This is a genomic window from Microbacterium sp. SLBN-111 (assembly GCF_049739645.1).
Lineage (GTDB): Bacteria > Actinomycetota > Actinomycetes > Actinomycetales > Microbacteriaceae > Microbacterium.
This window is the reverse complement of record NZ_JBMGQH010000001.1, coordinates 1888014-1907751: the sequence shown is the minus strand read 5'-3', so window position 1 is coordinate 1907751 and position 19738 is coordinate 1888014. Positions and strand designations below refer to the sequence as shown.

19 protein-coding genes and 1 tRNA gene are annotated in these 19738 nt (G+C 69.4%); 8 read left to right on the top strand and 12 right to left on the bottom strand.

The window, feature by feature from the left end; all coding sequences use genetic code 11:
• Positions 1–5: 5 nt before the first annotated feature.
• The 3 genes from RKD05_RS08910 to poxB form a co-directional block, all read right to left on the bottom strand.
• On the bottom strand, positions 6–815 hold the full coding sequence (locus tag RKD05_RS08910; protein ID WP_424709473.1) for a family 1 encapsulin nanocompartment shell protein: 810 nt from the start codon (positions 813–815) through the stop codon (positions 6–8).
• Entirely contained in the window at positions 815–1849 is a 1035-nt protein-coding gene (locus RKD05_RS08905) for a Dyp-type peroxidase (RefSeq protein WP_424709471.1), read from the bottom strand. The genes RKD05_RS08910 and RKD05_RS08905 overlap by 1 nt, the downstream gene beginning before the upstream one ends.
• Positions 1850–1978: 129 nt before the next feature.
• Positions 1979–3712, bottom strand: a complete 1734-nt coding sequence (gene poxB / locus RKD05_RS08900; protein ID WP_424709469.1) for a ubiquinone-dependent pyruvate dehydrogenase — start codon at positions 3710–3712, stop codon at positions 1979–1981.
• A 191-nt stretch (positions 3713–3903) separates the two neighbouring features.
• Here poxB and RKD05_RS08895 point away from each other — a divergent pair, with 191 nt between their 5' ends.
• Complete coding sequence (locus RKD05_RS08895) at positions 3904–4104, top strand: hypothetical protein (RefSeq protein WP_424709468.1); 201 nt, start codon at positions 3904–3906, stop codon at positions 4102–4104.
• Here the strand turns inward: RKD05_RS08895 and RKD05_RS08890 are convergent.
• A complete protein-coding gene (locus RKD05_RS08890; RefSeq protein WP_424709466.1) occupies positions 4098–6329 on the bottom strand; it encodes a family 78 glycoside hydrolase catalytic domain in 2232 nt (743 codons plus the stop codon). The genes RKD05_RS08895 and RKD05_RS08890 overlap by 7 nt on opposite strands.
• Positions 6326–7378 carry a LacI family DNA-binding transcriptional regulator gene (locus tag RKD05_RS08885; protein WP_424709464.1) on the bottom strand — a complete coding sequence of 351 codons (1053 nt, stop codon included), beginning with the start codon at positions 7376–7378 and terminating at the stop codon, positions 6326–6328. Before RKD05_RS08885 ends, RKD05_RS08890 begins: the two co-directional genes overlap by 4 nt.
• 243 nt (positions 7379–7621) lie before the next feature.
• On the opposite strand from RKD05_RS08885, the gene RKD05_RS08880 reads away from it, so the two are divergent.
• The 3 genes from RKD05_RS08880 to RKD05_RS08870 all read left to right on the top strand — a co-directional run bounded on the left by RKD05_RS08880 (position 7622) and on the right by RKD05_RS08870 (position 10145).
• Positions 7622–8140 carry a DUF2127 domain-containing protein gene (locus RKD05_RS08880; RefSeq protein WP_424709463.1) on the top strand — a complete coding sequence of 173 codons (519 nt, stop codon included), beginning with the start codon at positions 7622–7624 and terminating at the stop codon, positions 8138–8140.
• 134 nt (positions 8141–8274) lie between these two features.
• Entirely contained in the window at positions 8275–8853 is a 579-nt protein-coding gene (locus tag RKD05_RS08875) for a helix-turn-helix transcriptional regulator (protein WP_424709461.1), read from the top strand.
• Positions 8850–10145 (top strand): type II toxin-antitoxin system HipA family toxin, encoded by a 1296-nt coding sequence (locus RKD05_RS08870; protein WP_424709460.1) that lies wholly within the window; start codon positions 8850–8852, stop codon positions 10143–10145. The genes RKD05_RS08875 and RKD05_RS08870 overlap by 4 nt, the downstream gene beginning before the upstream one ends.
• 128 nt (positions 10146–10273) lie before the next feature.
• Here RKD05_RS08870 and RKD05_RS08865 read toward each other — a convergent pair.
• From RKD05_RS08865 to RKD05_RS08850, 4 genes are all read right to left on the bottom strand, one after another.
• Positions 10274–10365, bottom strand: a tRNA-Ser gene (locus RKD05_RS08865).
• Positions 10366–10459: 94 nt separating this feature from the next.
• Complete coding sequence (locus RKD05_RS08860) at positions 10460–11728, bottom strand: LCP family protein (protein WP_424709459.1); 1269 nt, start codon at positions 11726–11728, stop codon at positions 10460–10462.
• Between the two features lie 213 nt (positions 11729–11941).
• Entirely contained in the window at positions 11942–12790 is an 849-nt protein-coding gene (locus RKD05_RS08855) for an undecaprenyl-diphosphate phosphatase (RefSeq protein ID WP_424709458.1), read from the bottom strand.
• A 66-nt stretch (positions 12791–12856) separates the two neighbouring features.
• Complete coding sequence (locus RKD05_RS08850; protein ID WP_424711801.1) at positions 12857–13471, bottom strand: DedA family protein; 615 nt, start codon at positions 13469–13471, stop codon at positions 12857–12859.
• A 218-nt stretch (positions 13472–13689) separates the two neighbouring features.
• On the opposite strand from RKD05_RS08850, the gene RKD05_RS08845 reads away from it, so the two are divergent.
• Positions 13690–14061 (top strand): VOC family protein, encoded by a 372-nt coding sequence (locus tag RKD05_RS08845; RefSeq protein WP_424709457.1) that lies wholly within the window; start codon positions 13690–13692, stop codon positions 14059–14061.
• A gap of 40 nt (positions 14062–14101) precedes the next feature.
• On the opposite strand, the gene RKD05_RS08840 is transcribed toward RKD05_RS08845, so the two are convergent.
• Complete coding sequence (locus RKD05_RS08840; protein WP_424709455.1) at positions 14102–14506, bottom strand: arsenate reductase ArsC; 405 nt, start codon at positions 14504–14506, stop codon at positions 14102–14104.
• 19 nt (positions 14507–14525) lie between these two features.
• Positions 14526–15848, bottom strand: a complete 1323-nt coding sequence (locus tag RKD05_RS08835; RefSeq protein ID WP_424709454.1) for an NAD(P)-binding domain-containing protein — start codon at positions 15846–15848, stop codon at positions 14526–14528.
• 90 nt (positions 15849–15938) lie between these two features.
• On the opposite strand from RKD05_RS08835, the gene RKD05_RS08830 reads away from it, so the two are divergent.
• Together RKD05_RS08830 and RKD05_RS08825 are read left to right on the top strand one after the other, a co-directional pair.
• Positions 15939–16286: an ArsR/SmtB family transcription factor gene (locus tag RKD05_RS08830; protein ID WP_424709452.1), complete on the top strand. Its 348-nt coding sequence runs from the start codon at positions 15939–15941 to the stop codon at positions 16284–16286.
• Positions 16283–16789 (top strand): N-acetyltransferase family protein, encoded by a 507-nt coding sequence (locus RKD05_RS08825; RefSeq protein ID WP_424709451.1) that lies wholly within the window; start codon positions 16283–16285, stop codon positions 16787–16789. Before RKD05_RS08830 ends, RKD05_RS08825 begins: the two co-directional genes overlap by 4 nt.
• A gap of 22 nt (positions 16790–16811) precedes the next feature.
• Here RKD05_RS08825 and RKD05_RS08820 read toward each other — a convergent pair whose 3' ends face one another.
• The gene (locus RKD05_RS08820) at positions 16812–18338 is read right to left on the bottom strand and encodes an alpha-N-arabinofuranosidase (protein WP_424709449.1); all 1527 of its coding nucleotides are present in this window, start codon (positions 18336–18338) and stop codon (positions 16812–16814) included.
• A 194-nt stretch (positions 18339–18532) separates the two neighbouring features.
• Between RKD05_RS08820 and RKD05_RS08815 the strand changes: the two genes are divergently transcribed.
• The gene (locus RKD05_RS08815) at positions 18533–19561 is read left to right on the top strand and encodes a LacI family DNA-binding transcriptional regulator (protein ID WP_424709448.1); all 1029 of its coding nucleotides are present in this window, start codon (positions 18533–18535) and stop codon (positions 19559–19561) included.
• Positions 19562–19738: the final 177 nt, after the last annotated feature.

Here is a 19738-nt window from a genome sequence, read left to right as displayed (position 1 = left end):
CCCGGTCAGTCGTCCGTTCCCGGCAGCAGCGCGATCGCCGCTTCCGGGGTCGCGATGCGGAAGCTGAAGGACTCCTCGAGGTACAGGTGGACCCGATCCTCGGTGGTCGCCAGGTATCCGAGGGCGACGTCCTGACCCATCTCGAGCAGGAAGTCGCCACCGCGCAGGCTGATCACGACGGCACCTTCGATGCCCGGCGTCCACACGACGTCGCCGCCGAGGATCCGCTCGATGTGGCGACGGAGCGGCTGTCCGCCGGCGTCGTTCCCGCCGAGCACCTCGACCCACTCCCGGGACCCGACCGCCATGCCGTACGGGCCGCCGACCCCGGCGTCGCCGAGTCGGCGGACGGCCTCGGCGGTACGACGCGTGAGCCCGGTGGCATCCCCCGCTCCATCGATGGGGGGATGCGGGGAGCTCGGGACGATGCCGGCGAATCCGACCTCCGGCCACCCCGTCAGGATCGCCGCGTTCTCGCGCACCGCGAGCCGGTGCGCCGCCTCGTCGAGAGCCGAGAGGTCGGTGTCGACCGCACCGCGCGCGGTGTCGTCGAGCTCGGTCCGCGCCAGGGCGAAGTCGGCGCGTACCTCGGTGAGTGGCAGCACGACCCGCTGGCGCGCCCGCAGTCCGGTGTCGTCTCCGACGGGGCGCACTCGACCGGTGTTCGTCGACGAGTGCTGCCACCCGAGGGGACCGGCGAAGTCGACGAGGCGGCGCGCGCCGAGGACGGGCTGCAGGCGCGTACGGGCTTCGTCGTCGAGGGCATCCCAGGTCTCGTCGGTGATCGGGGCGAGCGGGCGAGTGAGATGGTCCATCAAACCTCCTGGGGAACGGGGGCGCGGTTCGCGCCGATGCCGAGGGACGTGGGGGATGCCGCGACGCTCGGCGAGGCGGCAGCGGCCGGTGCAACGACGGCGTCGCCGAGCGTCGACAGCAGCTCCGCCGAGGGGGCGAAGAACGTGGAGCCGGTCTTCGGCACCGAGAAGTCGAGGAGCCGGTCGTGCACGCCGGGCGGGTCGCCGACGAACATGCGGCGCAACATCGTCTCGATGACCCACAACGCGCGCGACTGGCCGAGGAAGTACGTCCCGAACTCCGCATGGCCGGGACGACCGAACGGCATGTTGTCGCGGATGATGTCGTGTTCGACCCCGTCGTCGTCGACGATCGTGGCCAGTGTCTTGTGCGACTTCTGACCGGAGGTCGCGTCGTCCAGCTCGACGTTGTCGGCCTTCGTGCGCCCCATGATGCGCTCCTGCGCCTCCGTGGGCAGGGCCTGCCATCGGTCGAGCGGATGCAGGTACTTCTGCACCACGATGTAGGTGCCACCGACGAAGGCGGCGTCCTCGTCGCCGACGAGCACACTGTCAGCGGCATCCGTCCCGACGGGGTTGGCGGTCCCGTCGACGAAGCCGAGCAGATCGCGCCGGTCGAACGATCGGAAGCACGACGTCTCGTCCTCGACCTGGATGCCATCGCCCAGCGCCGCAATCAGGAGCCGTTCGAACTCGAAGCACAGGTCGGCCCGGTCGCCGCGGATGTGGAAGAGCAGATCGCCCGGCGTGGCCACCGCGGTGTGGACGGCGCCGACCACCGGCGCGAAGGGATGCAGTTCGCGCGGCAACGGTCCGCCGACCAGCGCCGGCCAGATCCTCGCCCCGATGCCGACCGTGCACGAGAGCCCGTCCGCGGGATCACGGAAACGCACCGTCTGCACGAGCCCGCCGAGGTCGCGGAGCACATCGCGGACGCCGTCGGCGGCCTGGTCCGACACGGTCACGACGAGGAAGATCGCGTGCCCGGTGAGAGGCGCGGTGAACCGCTGCACGCCGTCCGGTACCCCGCTCACCCGCGCACCTGCCGTGAAACCCGCATCCGTCTCCCTTTCCCTCCGAACGCTCTCGAACGCTAGGCGCTCGGACCCGGCATCCGCTCCGACACGAGTCGAAGAACGAACCGACGGGCGCGGAACGGGCGATCAGCCGCGGTGGAGCAGGCGGCGCAGGACGTTGGTGTCGGCGAGGTCGATGAGCTCGTCGCCCCGGCCCGAGAGCAGCGTCCGCAGCGCGAACAGGGCGAATCCCTTGGCCTGCGCCACGGTGATCGTGGGCGGGATCGCGAGCTCCTGCCGCGCCACGACCGCGGAGATGAGCGCGGGTCCCGGCGTGTCGAGGGCCTCGGCGAGCGCGTGCCGGAGCTCGTCTCCGGTCGTCACGCGATATCCCGGGATGCCGATGGCCCGGGCGACCTCGGCGAAGTCGGGGTTCTTCAGGTCGGTGCCGGCGTTGACGATGCCCGCGGCCTTCATCTCGACCTCGACGAAGTCCAGCGCCGAGTTGTCGAACACGACGATCTTGATGGGCAGGTCGTTCTGGCGGATCGACAGGAGGTCGCCGAGGAGCATCGCGATGCCGCCGTCGCCGGCGAGCGCGATGACCTGGCGGTCACGGTCGACCGCCTGCGCCCCGAGCGCCTGGGGCATCGCGTTGGCCATCGAGCCGTGCGTGAACGACCCGATGAGGCGGCGGCGCCCGTTCATGTGGAGGTACCGGGCCGCCCAGATCACCGGGGTGCCGACGTCGGCTGTGAAGACCGCGTCGTCGGCGGCGAGCTCGTCGATGAGACGCGCGACGAACTGCGGGTGCAGAGGTTGCCGACCGTCGTCGTTCGCGAGCTCGTCGAGTCCCTTCCGGGCGTGCTGGTAGTGCTCGAGGCTGCGGCGGAGGTGACGGTCGTCACGTCCCTCGCGCAGCAGCGGGAGAAGGGCGCGGGCGGTGTCTCCGGCATCCCCCACCAGGCCCACGTCGATGGGGGTCCGACGGCCGAGCTGTTCGCCGCGGAGGTCGACCTGCACGACCTTCGCGTGCGACGGGTAGAACTGCCGGTAGGGGAAGTCGGTGCCGAGCAGGAGCAGGGCGTCGCAGTGCTCCATGGCGCGGTAGCCGGACGAGAAGCCGAGGAGTCCCGTCATCCCGACGTCGTAGGGGTTGTCGTACTCGATCCACTCCTTGCCGCGGAACGCGTGCACGATCGGCGCCTGGAGTCGCTCGGCCAGCGCGAGGACGTCGGCGTGCGCCCCGGCCACCCCGGCGCCCGCGAGGATCGTGACGTTCTCGGCGCCGTTGAGCACCTCGGCTGCGGCGGCGAGTCCGTCGTCGGCGGGGACGACGTGCGTGCGGGTCGCGACGATGGGCGCGCTCGCCCGGCGCTCCGGGGCCTTCTCGAAGAACACGTCGCCGGGGACGACGACCACCGCGACGCCCTGCTTCTCGATGGCCGTGCGCATCGCGGTCTCCAGGACCCACGGCATCTGCTCGGGGCTGCCGACGAGCTCGGAGTACACACTGCACTCGCGGAACTGCTCCTGCGGGTGCGTCTCCTGGAAGTAGCCGGAACCGATCTCGGCCGAGGGGATGTGCGAAGCGATCGCGAGGACGGGCACGCGCGAGCGCTGGGCGTCGTAGAGACCGTTGATGAAATGCAGGCTGCCCGGTCCGCAGCTGCCCGCCACCACCGCGAGGCCGCCCGTGATCGCGGCCTCGCCCGCGGCGGCGAAGGCCGCGGATTCCTCGTGGCGCACGTGCATCCACTCGAGCGTCTCGTCGCGGCGCAGCGCGTCGGTGAACGCGTTGAGGGAGTCGCCGGGGAGCCCCCACACGCGCTCCACCCCCGCTCGACGCAGCGTTTCCACGATCAGTTCGGCGATGTTCATCTCTGCCTCCGGCTCTGCTCGTCCACGGCGGGCGCCCGCCGCCAGCGACGCTACGCCGAGGGGCGGACGCACGGGTCGGACGTGCGCCGATCGTCCGTTCGACATCCGTCGGATCGCGTCGCGCGGGGCATCGCCTAGCCTCGGGTCACAGCGGCGCGCCCGGTGACCGCTTCGACAGGACGGACCACACCATGACCGGAGCCGACGCGAGCACCCTTCCCGATCTCACCGGATCGGTCGACGACCGCCTCGCGCTGCTCACCGAGCTCGAGCGGGCGCACCCCGCACTGCCTTCCGACTGGCTCCACCGTCAGCTCCGCTCGGCTCTCGCGGAGTGGGCGGGCGACGAAACGCAGCTCGACATCGCGCGCGAGAACCACGACGACTACTGAGCTGGCGCGGTCCCGGTAACCGCGTGCCGGCCGCTCCCGACGCGCACGGCCTCGCTGCCCGGGAGCCGGATCACCGCCGTGCAGCCGGGCGGGATGTCGGCATCCAGACGCACGGCATCCCCGTCGAGCTCCCACCGGACGCGGATCGTCCCGAACGGTGAATCGAGTGACCCCTCCGCCCAGGTCAGGCCCCCGCCGATGAGCGGGGCGATCGAGATCTCCCGGTACCCCGGGGTCAGCGGCGCGATGCCGGCGATGCGGCGGTGCAGGAAGTCGGCCACGGCCCCGAGGGCGTAGTGGTTGAAACTCGTCATCTCACCCGGGTTCACCGTGCCGTCCGAGAGGAGCGAGTCCCACCGCTCCCAGATCGTCGTCGCGCCGAGCGTCACCGGGTGGAGCCACGACGGGCTCTCGGTCTGCATCAGCAAGCGGAACGCGACGTCGGAATGGCCGGTGTCCGCGAGCGCGTCGAGCACGAACGGCGTCCCCGCGAAGCCGGTCGAGATGCGGTAGCCCGACTCAGCGACGAGCTCGGCGAGCCGACCCCCGGCCCTCCCCCGGTCGGCGTCCGTCAGGAGGTCGAAGGCCAGGGCGAGCGCGTAGACCGTCACGCAGTCGCTACGGACGATCCCTTCCGAGACGTAGTGCGCGCGAAAGGCCCCGCGCACCCGCTCGGCGAGGTGGGTGAAACGCTCCGAGTGCTCGCCCAGTACCTCGGCGGCGCGCGCGACGGTGGACAGCGTCCGGTACGCACAGGCGGTGGCGACCACGCCCGGATCGGCGCGGGCGGCGGAGGGATCCTCGGGCGGGGCGGCGGGGTCGAGCCAGTCGCCGAACTGGAATCCCGTGTCCCACAGTCCCGTCGGCGAGAGAAGCCCGGCGATGCGCTCGGCGTGCGCGGTCATCGAGGCGAACTGCCGTTGGAGCACGTCCGGATCGCCGTACGCCCGCCAAACCGTCCACGGCACCCACACCGCGGCATCCCCCCAGATCGCCGTGTCCGTGGCGGGGAGCCCGCCGTACGCGGGGTCGTATTTCAGGATGTCGGGTACCACGTGCGGAATCCGCCCGCCCGCGAGATCCTGCTCGATCGCGACATCGCGCAGCCAGTCAGACAGGAAGTCGTGCGTGTCGAACAGGAAGGATGCCGTGTCGGCGAACGCCGCGATGTCGCCCGTCCAGCCGAGACGCTCGTCGCGCTGCGGGCAGTCCGTCGGCACGTCGATGAAGTTGCCGCGCATGCTCCACACGACGTTCTCGTGGAGCCGCGACAGCAGCGGGTCGGAACACGAGAACCGGCCGATCCGACGCATGTCCGAACCGATCACGACGGCCTCGACGCTCTCCTCGAGCGGAGGAGCGGATGCCGGCCACCCGGTGATTCCGGCATACCGGAAGCCGTGGAAGGTCAGGGTCGGCTCGAAGACGTCGTCATCGCCGCTGAGGACGTAGCGGTCGGTCGCGCGGGCGCTTCGCAGTGGCCGGGTGGCGAGCTCCCCGCGCTCGAGCACCTCGGCGTGGCGGACGACGATCGCGTCGCTGCGCGGCCCCCGCACGCGGAGGCGGACGAACCCGACGAGGTTCTGCCCGAAGTCCACGAGGGTCTCGCCGGACGGCGAGGTCCACACCCGCTGCGGCGCGATCGTCTGGATGCGACGCACCGGCGGCGCGAGATACGGCTCGAGGTCGCGCTGAGAAACGATGATCGCCTGCGCGCCGTTCGCTCCATCGGGTGAGGACCAGTCATCGGCGAGAGTGGCATCCACTGTCTGCCCGTCGTACAGGTCGGCGCTGCGGATCGGGCCCTCGCTCCACTCCCACGTCTCGTCGGTCTCCACGGTCTGCGTGTGACCGTCGCGGTAGGTGATCCGGAGGCTCGCGAACACCGCGCCGCGATCGCCGTAGATGCGCGACTGGCCGCGCCAGCCCAGCCGCCCGAGGTACCAGCCGTCGGCGAGCTGCAGCCCGAGCACGAACCGGTCGGAGAGGAGGGATGCCACGTCGGCCTCGGCATACCGCAGCCGACGCTCGTACGCGGTCCAGCCCGGGACGAGGAGCTGGTCGCTCGCGGGCGTCCCGCCGATCGACGCCTCGACGATGCCCTCGGCGCTCCAGCGCAGGGTCGCGCTCACGACCTCGGTGGACGGGCGGTCCAGCTCGACGACGCGTCGGAAGCGGGGCGGCGCATCCGTGGCAGCCGAAGCGGCGATGAAGACGCCGGTCATGAGGCGTTCCGGTTCGTTCGTGCGGCGTGGGCGTCCACGTCGGCCACGGTGGAGGCGCGCACCACCAACGTCGGCGGGACGAGACGATGGCGGTCCGGCACCGGCCCACCGACCCCGAGTTCGGCCAGCAGCAGGTCGACCGCGGACTCGCCGACGGCTTCGCCCGACGTTCGGATCGTGGAGAGGGGGATGGCGGCGACCTCGGCGATGTCGTCGCCGTCGAAGCCGATCACCGCGACGTCGCGGGGAACCTCGACGCCGCACGACAGTAGCCCCCGGACGACGCCCAAGCCCACGAGGTCGTTCACGGCGAACACTCCGTCGGGCAGCGGCGAGCCGCTCGTGGCGAGTTCGACGCCCGCGGCGAAGCCGGCATCCATCGTGCGCTCGTCCGCGCGTACGGCGGTGAGCGTCGCACCCGGCGTCTCGCCCACGGCGCGGCTCGCCCCGTCGAACCGCTCGCTGATCTGCAAAACGCGGAACGGTCCGCCCACGAACGCGATCCGGCGCCTGTCGAGGTCGAGCAGGTGCCGCGCCGCGAGATACCCGCCCGTCGCGTCATCGGCCGACACCGACGAGATGAGGTCGGAGGACGACCGGCGACCGGTGATGACCGTCGGCATCCCCCGTTCCCGCAGCTCTTCGAGCTGGGGCTCGACGCCGTCGAGCGTCGCGACGATGATGCCCGCGACGCGCTTGCGCTCGAAGAGTTCGAGGTACTCCGCCTGGCGCCTCGGTGACCCCGCCGAGTTCGCGATCATCACCGTCCGTCCGGCCTCGGCCGCGCGACGCTCGATCGCGTCGGCGATGACGCCGGAGAACGGGTTCGTGAACTCGTAGGCGATGTAGCCGATGGTTCCGGTGTCGCCCGAGCTGATCTTCCGGGCGGCATCGCTCGGCACGAACTGCAGTTCCGCGATCACGCGGGCGAGGCGCTCCCGCGTCGACGCGGAGAGGAGGTCGGGGTGGTTGAGGTAGTTGGACACCGTGGACCGGGAGACACCTGCGGCCGCGGCGACGTCGGTGATGGCTGCGCGTCGTGTGGTCATGTCCGTTCGCCTCTCTGCGGGTCGCTGGGGTGGGTGCGATCGAACTGGTTCAAGCGCGGCCGGGTGATGTGATTCTGGCCGCTCCCTGGCCGAGAGCGCAAGGGAGGCGCGCCGTAAATTGGACCGATTCAAGTTTAGGGCGTCGGAGCTTCTCGACCGAACCCTAGGAACCCGGGAATACGATCGCCCACACGGCCCATCACACGGCCATCCGCGCGCACTGCCTCATCAGCGAGGAGCACCATGAGAGAACGCATCCTCGACCTGGTGTTCCTCATCGGCGTGCTGTTCAAGGGGATCGACGGCCTCCTGGAAACCGTCGGCGGGATCATTCTGCTGGTCATCAGCCCCGACCGGCTCGTCTCCGCGGCGAACGCCGCCACGGCGAGAGAGCTGGCGGAGGACCCTCACGACGTCATCGCCAACCTGCTCGTCCACGGCGTCGCGCACCTGAGCGCCGGGAGCAAGACCTTCATCGCCGTCTACCTGCTGCTCCACGGCGTCGTGAAGCTCGCGATCGTGATCGCCCTGCTGATCGGCTCGCGGCGCGTCTACCCGTGGGCGATGGCGGCGCTCGGCGCGTTCGTCCTGTTCCAGCTCTTCGAACTCGTCCGGTCCCCCTCCGTCGGGGTCGTCGTCCTGACGCTCCTCGACGTCCTGATCATCTGGCTGACTTGGCGCGAGTGGCGACGCAACCGCGAACTGCGGCACACCTGGCGCGGCACGGTGGATTGGATCCTGCGGCGCCAGCCGGCGCGGTGACCCGCGAGTTCGCGAAGGATGTTAAATATTTCACACCTTGGCCGGGTGTTCGATTTACCTAACAAACTGGTGATGGTATATTTTACGAACAAACTAGCTGGGGGCTCCTGCCGGCCATGAAGGAGGCGGCGCACGTGAAGCTGCAGACCTCGTCCGACCTCGCGCGCCTGATCAAGAACGCTCGTGTTCAGCAGAACCTCTCCCAGCAGGAAGTCGCCGACGCCGTCGGCATCACACGCCAGTCCCTTGCTCGCCTCGAACGCGGCAACGGGGCCACCTCCTTCGACACGGTGCTGCTCATCCTCGATCACCTCGGCATCCATCTGAACGTCACCACCGACCGCCGCTCCCCTGCTCCCACCACAGTCGCCACGAGGGGGTCAGCCCTAGCCGCGGCCGACGCACTCACCGCGCGCACCACACGGCAGATCAGCTCAGGAGTTCGTGACGCACTCCGCACGCAGATTCTCGAAGCTCACCACGAGATCGATGCTGCGTTCCGTCCAAAGATCGACCCTGCCGACTTCCTGGAACAGATCACGGCCAACATCGACCCGGCCGCACTTTCCTCCCTCCGCGAAGCCACCCGCGGGCTTACCACGCGTCTCGCCATCCCCGGCTCGGTCCTCGAAGATCCGCCGCGACCCGGCTCCCCCGCCACCGCGGAGGCCGGAGCGGAGGCGGACTCGGACGCACCAGGGGGGATCGAGTGATCCGGTCCCTCGACGTGTACCTCTACGACACCCATGTCGCCGTGATCACCCGGCAGGGCGAGAACCTGCAGCTGCGCTACCGGCCCGAGTACGTCGAGTCTGACAGCCCCGTCCCCATCTCCGTGACACTCCCCGTCGTCACGACCCCGTTCGGGAACGACAGCACCAAGCGGTTCCTCGACAACCTCCTGCCCGACCGCGCCGATGTCCGTTCGCGCTGGGCACGGGAAGCGAGGTTGGCAAGCGACAGCACCTTCGACCTGCTCACCGTCTACGGCGCCGATGTCGCCGGCGCGCTCGAGTTCTCCCCGGCGGGCGCAGCACCTCGACAGGAGGAGAACCTGACGCCACTCACCGAGGTGGAAATCGGCGACCGGATCCGACAGATCCGCCGGGATGACTCCGACTGGCTGCAGCACCGCGCCATCGAGGAGGGGTTCTCGCTCGGCGGCGCTCAGGGAAAGTTCGCGCTCACTCTTCGCGACTCCCAGTGGTTCGAGCCGTCGGGGCGGCAGCCGTCGACGCACATCTTCAAACCGGGGATCCAGCCGCTGCCCGGCTCCGACGTCACCGAGCACATCACCCTGCACGTCGCACGCCTGCTCGGGATCGATGCGGCGGCATCCGTGATCGCCGAGTTCGACGGCGAGCACGTCCTCGTCGTAGAACGCTTCGACCGGTTCGACGACGATGGCAGAGTCGGCCGACTCCACCAGGAAGACCTCGCGCAAGCCACCGGGACGTCGCACGTGCAGAAGTACGAGTCCGACGGGGGTCCCGGCTACCGCGACATCTTCACCGTCTTCGACCGCAATCTCACCGCCACCGACGCCAGAGCCGCCAAGGAGCGGTTCGCGAAGCTACACGTCTTCTCCTGGATCATCGGTCACAACGACGGCCACTCCAAGAACTACTCCTTGACTCATGTTCCCGGTCGTAGCGTGCTCGCCCCGTTCTACGACCTCAACAGCTCGCTCCCGTTTCTGCCGCGAGAGCAGATTCTCGCCCACGACCCCACCGTGTTCGACAACGTCGAACTCGCCTTTCGCGTCAACGGCGCGAACACCCTCGGCACTTTCAACGCCGGTAGCATCCGGCGTCTCGAAACCGACGCCGGACTCCCCGAAGGGCACCTGAGCGGGTTCGCCCTCGAGATCGCCGCGGGCCTTCAGCCCGCCGTCGCCGTCGCGACAGAAGCGCTCCCCGATCGCCTGAAGGAAATCCCCGCCGTCAGGCTCTATCCCCACGCGACGTACACGCGGACGCGGCGAGTCGTCGACGTCCTCACCTGACCGAGCCACCGTCGTCTTGGCGGGCGACTCCTCCCGGGAGCATCATCGGTGTGAAGCAGAGAGCGGCGTGCCCGTCGATGAAAACGGAAAACCCCCGGCAATCCTGAGGATTCCGGGGGGTTCGAGTCTGGCGGAGACGGAGGGATTTGAACCCTCGGTCCCCTTACGGGGACTCCACCTTAGCAGGGTGGTGCACTAGGCCTGACTATGCGACGTCTCCAGGTGATCGACGCCGGAGCGCGAGCACACCAGTCCATAGTAACCGGTCGGGGCGTGGCATCCGAATCCGAAGAAGGGATGCCACACCCCGCACGTCAGCGGACGTTTCCGTTCGAGCAGGTGGCCTGCGCGGCGGTCTGACCGGCGATCGACGACGGGAGCGTGATCACGGTCGACGAGGGCTCGGGCGTGGGCGCCGCGCTCTCGGTCGGGGCCGGCGCCGCGGTGTCGGTGGGCGCCGGGGTCGCGCCGTCTTCCGCGATCACGCCGTTGCCGTCGCTCAGGTTGCCGGACAGCTGGATCGGCTGGTTCGCCGCGAGTGCCGACCACAGGGCATCGGCCGCGTCGTACTCCGGCACGACGCGGTTCGGGTCGGCCGGGTCCGCGGCGGTCGGGTACTGCACGAACACGATCTCGTTGAACGGCACGTCCTTGACGGCCATGGCGATCTGCACGAGGGTCAGCGGGTTCGTCAGCGACGTCGACGGGTCGACGTTACGCAGCGCGGTCGAGGCGAGCTTGTACAGCGTCGCCGGGTTCGACAGGACTTCTTCACTGCGGAGCTTCGAGGTCAGGCGCGACATGTACTGCTGCTGGTTCGAGATGCGCCCGAGGTCGCCGCCGTCGCCGACGCCGTGGCGGGTGCGAAGGAACTGCAGCGCGTCGAGGCCCTTCACGGTGCGCATGCCGGCCGGCCAGTCGATGCCTGTGTAGGGGTCCTTGATGCCGTTGGCGATGCAGACGTCCACGCCGCCGATGGCATCCGTGATGTTGATGACACCGCCGAAGCTGACCTTGGCCGCGAACGGGATCTGCAGGCCGCTGAGATCGGAGATGGTCTTCACGACGCAGGCCAGGCCGCCGTACGAGAAAGCGCTGTTGATCTGCTGCTTCGACATCGCCGAGCTGACGTTGCCGTCGGCATCCGTGCAGGACGGGATCGGCACCATGAGGTCGCGGGGGAAGGAGATCACCGTGACGCGGCGCGGCTCATCGGAGATGTGGATGAGCATATTGACGTCGTTGAGGTTGTCCCCCGCGTCCGGACCCGTGCAGCGGTCGCCGAAGTACTGCGCGAAGTCGGGCTCGCACTCGTCGGTCCCGACGAGGAGCAGGTTCACCCCGCCCTGCAACTCCCCGAGGTCCGGCGGAACGGCCGGCTGATCGGGCAGATCCACGGCATCCGCGGTAAAGCTCGACGACAGGTCGTACACGGCGTACGCGGCCACGCCCGCACCGGCGACCAGGAGCACGGCCATCGCGACGGCGAGTGCGCGGAAGAACTGGCCGAGCGGCCCCACCGACCGCAGGCGTCCGTGACGCGCGATGGTCGTGCGCCCGCGCGGGGTCGTGGTTCTGCTCACTCGGGTCCTTTCGGGAGGACGGATGCCACGAGGCGCGGCACATCGGGACCTCGACGAAGCGCAGGTCGGAGACAGTTTAGGGATGAGCTCCTGTGAACTGCGTGAAGAAGTGGACAGCGTTTGTTCACGTCGCGTTCAGTCGACCCCGCCCGCGGTCGGGAGACCGACTCGGCAACAACGAGACCCGTTCGATCGGCCCACCCGCACTCATCGTCAGCCGGAGATGATCGTCGATTCGGCAGGGATCACACCGGTGACCAGCAGCACGATCAGCACCACGCCCAAAACGACGCGGTAGATCACGAACGGCAGGAAGCTGCCCCGGCGGAGGTACTGCATCAGGAACGCGATGACGAGATAGCCGACCACGAACGCGATCACCGTCGCCAGTGCGGTCTCGCCGAGGTTGTACGGTCCCGTGCCGTCGTCGAAGCTCTTGTACAGCTCGAAGAATCCGCTCGCGAAGACGGCGGGGACGGCCAGGAGGAACGAGTACTCGGCCACGGCGGTGCGCTTGTAGCCCAGCGCCCGACCGAGCGTGGTGGTCGCGCCCGATCGCGACACCCCGGGGACGAGAGCGAGAGCCTGCGCGAACCCGTAGGCGAGGCCGTGCGGGTAGGTGAGGTCGTCGAGGTCGCGGCGCTTCCGGCCGTACCGGTCGGCGACCCCGAGCAGGATGCCGAACACGATCAGCACGATCGCGGTGATCCAGAGGCTCCGAAAGTTGTCGCGGATGAGGTCCTGCAGCAGCACGCCGAGGACCGCGATGGGGATCGTGCCGATGATGATCAGCCAGCCCATGCGGGCGTCGGGGTCGTTGCGCGGAACCCGGCCGACGAGCGAGCCGAACCAGCGCGAGACGACCGTGACGATCTTCTTCCAGAAGTAGATGAGCACCGCGGTCTCGGTGCCCAGCTGCGTGATCGCGGTGAACGTCGCCCCGGGATCGGTCTGCGACGGCAGGAACTCTCCCACGATCCGCAGATGCGCACTCGAGGAGACGGGGATGAACTCGGTCAGGCCCTGAACGAGCCCGAGGATGATGACCTCGAGAATGTGCATGCGATCCTTCGGTGCGGCGCGGAAAGTCGTCAGGCCGCACCGTACGGGAGGGATTCTGAGGCGCGTCTAAGAATCCGCGCTCTCGCGCCGCGACGCCCTCCACTTGCGGAGGACGGCGACCACCACCGGCAGCACCGAGATCAGGACGATCACGATCATCAGCACATCGATGTTGTCGACGATGAACGGGATGCCACCGAGCAGCAGCCCGACGACCGTCATGACGACGACCCACAGCGTCGCCCCCGTCGTGTTCCAGAGGAGGAAGCGGCGGTACGACATGTGCGCGGTGCCGGCGGCGACCGGGACGTAGGTCCGCACGATCGGCACGAACCGACCGAGCACGAGCGAGCCTCCCCCGTATTTCGCGAAGAAGCGCTCGGCATCCTGCAGACGCTCCGGTCGAAGGACGCGCGCTCCCTCCCGGAACAGCCGCCTGCCGAAGCGCCGACCGAGCCAGTACCCGGTCTGATCCCCGAGGATCGCGGCCGGGATGGCGACGACCAGCACCTGCCACGGCTGGATGCCGAGCGGCCCGGCCAGCACCGCGGCGGTGACGAGGAGCGAGTCGCCGGGGAGGAACGGGAACAGCACGCCGGACTCGATGAAGATCAAGAGGGCGATGCCCGCCAGCACCCACGGGCCGAACGCATGGAGGATGGATGCCGCGTCGGGGATCATCCCGCCGGCGGCGAGCGTGTGCCCGGTCGCCGTCAGCACGGAAAGCCGATCGTCGCGCGCGTCTGCATGATGCTCAGCATGCTGCCCTCGGCGCTCCGGTCCGCGGCGTTGACGTCGTCATCCCGGCACGGTACGAATGCGGCTCTCAGATACGCCTGAGAATTCGCGCGGCCTGCGCTCGGCTGTCAGGGGTAGGTCGGGGAGCCTAGCTTGAGCGCATGCGCATGCGCCTCGAACTCCTCCCGTTGACCGTCTCGGACGTCGACCGCAGCATCGTCTTCTATCGCGACGTGGTGGGATTCGACCTGGACCACGACGTCTCCCCCGGCAACGGCATGCGCGTGGTGCAGCTGACCCCGCCCGGGTCGGCCTGCTCGATCGCGTTCGGCACGGGGATGGGAAGCTCAGCGCCGGTCTCCAACATCCACCTCGTCGTCGACGACCTGGAGGCGACCCGATCGACCCTCGTCGCGCGCGGGCTCGACGTCACCGAGATCCACGACATGGGTGGCGTGCGATACGCCTTCTTCTCGGATCCGGATGCCAATTCGTGGGCGCTGCAGGAGATTCCGCCGGGGGCTTCTCTCTGATGGCCGAGCTCGGCGCCCCCGAGGTCGCGGAAGCGGCTCCTTAAGCGAGGCTCGCGATGAGCTGCTCCACCCGACCCTTGATGTCGTCGCGCACTCCTCGCACGACATCGACCGGCTGCCCGGCGGGGTCGGTGAGCTGCCAGTCTTCATAGCGCTTGCCGGGGAAGATCGGGCACGCATCCCCGCAGCCCATGGTGATCACGACATCCGCCTGACGCACGGCATCCGTGGTGAGGATCTGCGGGGTTGCCGAGGACAGGTCGATCCCTTCCTCCGCCATGACCGTGACGGCAGCCGGGTTCACGGCATTCCCTGGTTCGCTTCCGGCCGAGAAGACATCGATGCGATCTCCGGCGAGAGCCCGGAGGTAGCCGGCGGCCATCTGCGATCGACCGGCGTTGTGCACGCAGACGAAGAGGACGGCGGGCTTGGTGGAGTCGGTCATGGCATTCCTTGATTCGGGTTCACGCGGGGGTGGTGGCGGGCTGAGAGAAGGAGAGCAGGTGTGCGGACGGCACGCAGCACGCCCCGGCGACGGGCGCCCCGGCCGCGTCGAACAAGCCCGCCCCACCGCACACACCGGTATCGGGCAGCGACAGCTCGACGCGGCGCGCGGCTTCGTGGTCCCCCGCGAGCTGCGCGACGACGCTGCGCACCTGCTCGTATCCGGTGAGCGCGAGGAACGTCGGCGCGCGACCGTAGGACTTCGCGCCGACGACGTAGAAGTCGGGTTCGGGGTGAGCGAGATCCGCGGCCCCGGTGGCCGCGACCGAGCCGCACGAGTGCACGTTGGGGTCGACCTCGGCAGCGATGCGAACGGGCGCCTGCAGCGTCGGGTCCAGTTCCAGGCGCAGCTCGGACAGGAACGATAGGTCCGGGCGGAAGCCGGTCAACACGACGACGCGATCGGCGGTGATCGTGCGCCCGTCCTCGGCGACGAGCACGGCTCGGTCGCCGTCGCGGGCGATCCGCTCCGTCCGGAAACCGGTCGCGAGGGACACGAGACCCGCGTCGACGGCCTCCTTCGCCCTCAGGCCGAGCGCGCCGCGGGCCGGGAGCTCGTCGGCGTCACCTCCGCCGAAAGCATTGGCGGTGGTCGCGCGCCGAAGCGCCCAGGTCACCGTCGTTCCCGGATCGCGTCGCGCCATCTGCGCCAAGGCCAACACAGCGGTCACCGCAGAGTGCCCGGATCCGACGACGACGGTGTGCTTGCCCTCGAAGCCCGCGCGGTCACGGAAATCCGGAATGCGGTAGGAGAGCGACTCACCGGCCTCCGGTTCCCCGAGCGCGGGGAGCCCGTCGGCGCCGGCAGGGTTGGGAGTCGCCCAGGTACCGGACGCGTCGATGACCGCACGCGCTGAAAGCCGGTAGGCCGCTCCATCGGCCGGCTGTACGTGCACCGTGAACGGCTGCTCCCCCCTGCCCGAGTCCACCAGGCGGTCGCGGCCCCGTCGGGACACCCCGGTCACGCGGGCTCCATAGACGACGCGTTCGCCCAGCACCCCCGCGAGAGGGGCCAGGTACTTCTCGATCCACAGGGCGCCCGTCGGGAACCCTGCCTCCGGCGCCGACCAGCCCGTGGGCTGCAGGAGTCGCGCGCTCGCGGCATCGACGAGTTCCGGCCACCCCGAGAACAGGCGGACGTGACCCCACTCGGATACCGCGGCTGCAGGCGTGCGGCCCGCTTCCAGCACGACGACGGGCATCCGTCGTTCCGTCAGGTGGGCGGCCGCCGCCAAGCCCTGGGGGCCTGCACCGATCACGACGACGGGAAGCTCTTCGGCCATCGGGGACTCTTCCTCACATTGAAACCTGTCGATGGGACAAGATTCGAGGACATATCGACAGATGTCAATATGAAATGCCAGAATCGTGACATGCCGACCTTCCTACCGCTGCTCTCGAACGACGCCGATGCCTGCTGCTCGACCGCACCGGCGTCGGCGCTCACGGCAGAGGAAGCAGATCCCATCGCGCGCACGTTCAAGGCCCTCGGTGACCCCGCACGGGTTCGGCTCCTGTCGCTGATCGCCGCCTCCGACGGAGGCGAGGCCTGCATCTGCGACCTGACTGAGCCCGTCGGGCTGTCGCAGCCGACCGTCTCACACCACATGAAGCTGCTCGTCGACGCCGGCCTCGCGACCCGCGAGCAACGGGGAAAGTGGGCCTACTACCGGGTCGTCACGGATGCACTCGATCGGGCCGTGAGCGCCCTCCGCGCGTGAGCGATTCGCGGGTCCGCGCCCTGCGGCCGGAGGACTGGCCCGCGGTGGAGTCGATCTACCGAGAGGGCATCGCGACAGGGAACGCGACCTTCGAAGCGGAACCACCCTCGTGGGAGACCTTCGACGCCGGGAAGCTCGAGGCCGGCCGACTCGTCGCGGTCGGCGCGGATGACGCGATCCTCGGTTGGATCGCCGCATCTCCGGTGTCGACGCGCGAGGCCTACCGCGGAGTCATCGAGCACTCCGTATACGTGTCAGCGCACGCACGCGGCCAGGGTGCCGGCACAGCCCTGCTCGGCGAGTTTCTCCGGGCTGTGGATGCCGCGGACTTCTGGACCGTGCAATCGAGCATCTTCCCCGAGAACCTCGCGAGTCTCGCCCTGCACGACCGCATGGGCTTCCGCCGTATCGGCCACCGCGAACGCATCGCGCGCATGACCTACGGGCCGTGGGCCGGCCAGTGGCGCGACACAGTTCTGGTGGAACGCCGCCGAACGCGGTGACTCCAGCCTCAGAGGAGGGCGGTCATCTCATTCCCCCCGGGCGCAGCTCGATGACTGCCCACGACACGGCCGGGAGCGTGACCTCGAGGGTGCGCTCGTCGACGCGCTGGACGGGCAGGTCGCGCAGCGCGATCCGCTCGGGATCCTCTCGCGTGTTCCGCGCATGGATGTCGACATCCGACAGCACGCGCGCCGACGTCGCGCTCATCCCCCCGAGCATCGTCACGTCGATCTCGAACGTCGCGGACTCGTGCAGGCTCCGGTTCACCACGAAGATCGCCACCGCGCCGGTGTCGGAGTCGAGGCTGGCCACCGCGTCGACCACGGGCACCCGCCCGAACCTCGCGGTCTCGTACTCCGCCGCGTCCACGCGCACGTCCAGCGCCGTTCCCCGCGCGAGCCGGGCGGTCTCGGCGAAGGGGAAGAACGTCGTCTGGCGCCACGCGCCGCCCCCGGGCTGGGTCATGATCGGGGCGATGACGTTCACCAGCTGTGCGAGGCTCGCCGCCTTCACGCGGTCGGCGTGACGCAGGAGCGAGATGAGGAGATTGCCCACGACCACGGCATCCGCCACCGAGTAACTGTCTTCGAGAAGGCGGGGCGCGATCGGCCATGTCTCGATGTCGGTGATCTTCTCGACGTCGTTGTAACGCGACTGGTACCAGACGTTCCACTCGTCGAACGAGATGTGGACGTCCTTGTCGCTTCCGGTCCGCGCCTTGACCTCGTCGGCGATCGCGGCCACCGTCTCGATGAAGTGGTCCATGTCGGTCGCCGACGCGAGGAAGCTCGCGTAGTCGCCGTCGACGGGCTCGTAGTAGGCATGGCACGAGATGAAGTCGACGTTGTCGTAGGTGCGCTCGAGCACGACGCGCTCCCACTCTCCGAACGTCGGCATCTGCGCGCCGGAGCTGCCGCAGACGACCAACTCGACGGAGGGGTCGATCTGCCGCATGGCGTTCGCCGTCTTGGCGGCGATCTCGGCGTACTCCGCGGGCGTGCTGGCGCCGAGCTGCCACGGCCCGTCCATCTCGTTGCCCAGACACCACATGCGGATGCGGTGGGGCTCCGGCGTCCCGTGGGCGACGCGCAGGTCGGACCACCGCGTGCCTGAGCGGATGTTCGCGTACTCGAGCACGTCGAGCGCCTCGGCTATGCCACGCGTCCCCAGGTTCACCGCGTACATCAGTTCGGCGTCGGCTTTGCGCGCCCAGAGCGCGAACTCGTCGAGACCGATCTCGTTCGTCTCCAACGAATGCCACGCCAGGTCGAGTCGGCGCGGGCGCTCGTCGCGCGGCCCGACCCCGTCCTCCCATCGGTAGCCCGACACGAAGTTGCCGCCCGGGTAGCGCACGGTGCTCACCCCCAGCTCGCGCACGAGCGCGAGGACGTCGCCGCGGAAGCCGTCGGCGTCGGCGGTCGGATGACCGGGCTCGTAGATGCCGTCGTACACGCACCGGCCGAGGTGCTCGACGAACGAGCCGAAGAGTCGCCTGTCGATGATTCCGACGGCGCGGTGGGGGTCGAGGGTCACGCGTGCAGACGTCATGCGGAACTTTCGTGAGGAGGGTCGGGACGCGCTCACGTGCGGCTGCCGGTCGAACGTCGGCGCAGAACGAGGGCGGTCGTGTACAACGTTATAGGTAAACGTTGTAACGCACCATAGGGGCGGCCTGATCGACCTGTCAAGGCGCGGACGACGACGCCCTAGAGTGGGAACCCGATGCGGCGGAAGGACGGTGGATGGGCGCGACACTGCACGACGTCGCCCGCGCCGCGGGGGTCTCGATCAAGACCGTCTCGAACGTCATCCACGACCATCCGCACGTCCGCGCCGACACTCGCGATCGCGTGCGGGCCGCTATCGCCGAGTTGGCCTATCGCCCGAATCTGTCGGCGCGCGGACTGCGTTCAGGCCGCACGGGCGTGATCGGCCTGGCCGTCCCCGCGCTGCGCGAGAGCTACTTCGCCGAGCTCGCCGACCACATCATCCGCCTGGCCGACGCGCGCGGGATCGGCGTGGTGATCGAGCAGACCAACGGGGAACGGGATGCCGAGCTCCTCGCGATCAGCGGGGGGCGGCGCCGCTTCACCGACGGCCTGCTGCTCAGCCCGGTGAGCCTCGGGCAGGCGGATGCCGAGGTGCTCGGCATCGACTACCCGCTGGTGCTGCTGGGCGATCGGATATTCGGCGGTCCCACCGACCACGTCGCGATCCACAACACCGCCGCCGCGCGCGCCGGCGTGGAGCACCTGCTGAGCCTCGGGCGCCGGAACATCGCGATCCTGGGCGGCAGTGACGACACCCCCGGGCAGCCCAGCTCGGCGAGCCTCCGCCTCGCGGGGTATCGCGAGGCGATCGCGGCCGCCGGCATCGCCGAGAACCCCGCTCTCATCCGACCGCTCGAGACCTGGACCCGCGCGTGCGGCTCGCAGGCGGCGCACGCGCTCGTCGCCGAGGGCGTGATCTTCGACGCCGTGTTCGCCCTCAACGACACGATCGCCCTGGGCGCGCTCCGCGCACTCGCCCGCGAGGGGATCGCCGTTCCCGACGACGTGGCCGTTCTCGGGTTCGACAATATCGACGAGGCGCGGTATTCGGTCCCCTCCCTGTCGAGCGTCGACGTCGGCAAGGAGCAGATCGCCGAAACGGCCCTCGAACTGCTGCTCGAGCGGATCGCCGAGAAGGGCCCCCGGCAGAGCCCGCGAACGGTGCAGCCCGCGTTCCGGGTCGTGGCGCGCGAGTCGACGGGCTTCCCCGGCGACACCTGAGCGAGGGCGGGTCCGCCCGCCGCTGCGCGGCTCCCTGAGCCCCCGGCGGCGTGGGCCCAACTGCGTTCGCATCCCGCTCGGCCGGCCGAAACGAAGGAACGCGGACCCCTACGGGACCCGCGTTCCTTCGTGGCGGAACCTGCGCGATGGCTTTCGAACCCCTCGTGGGAGACGCAG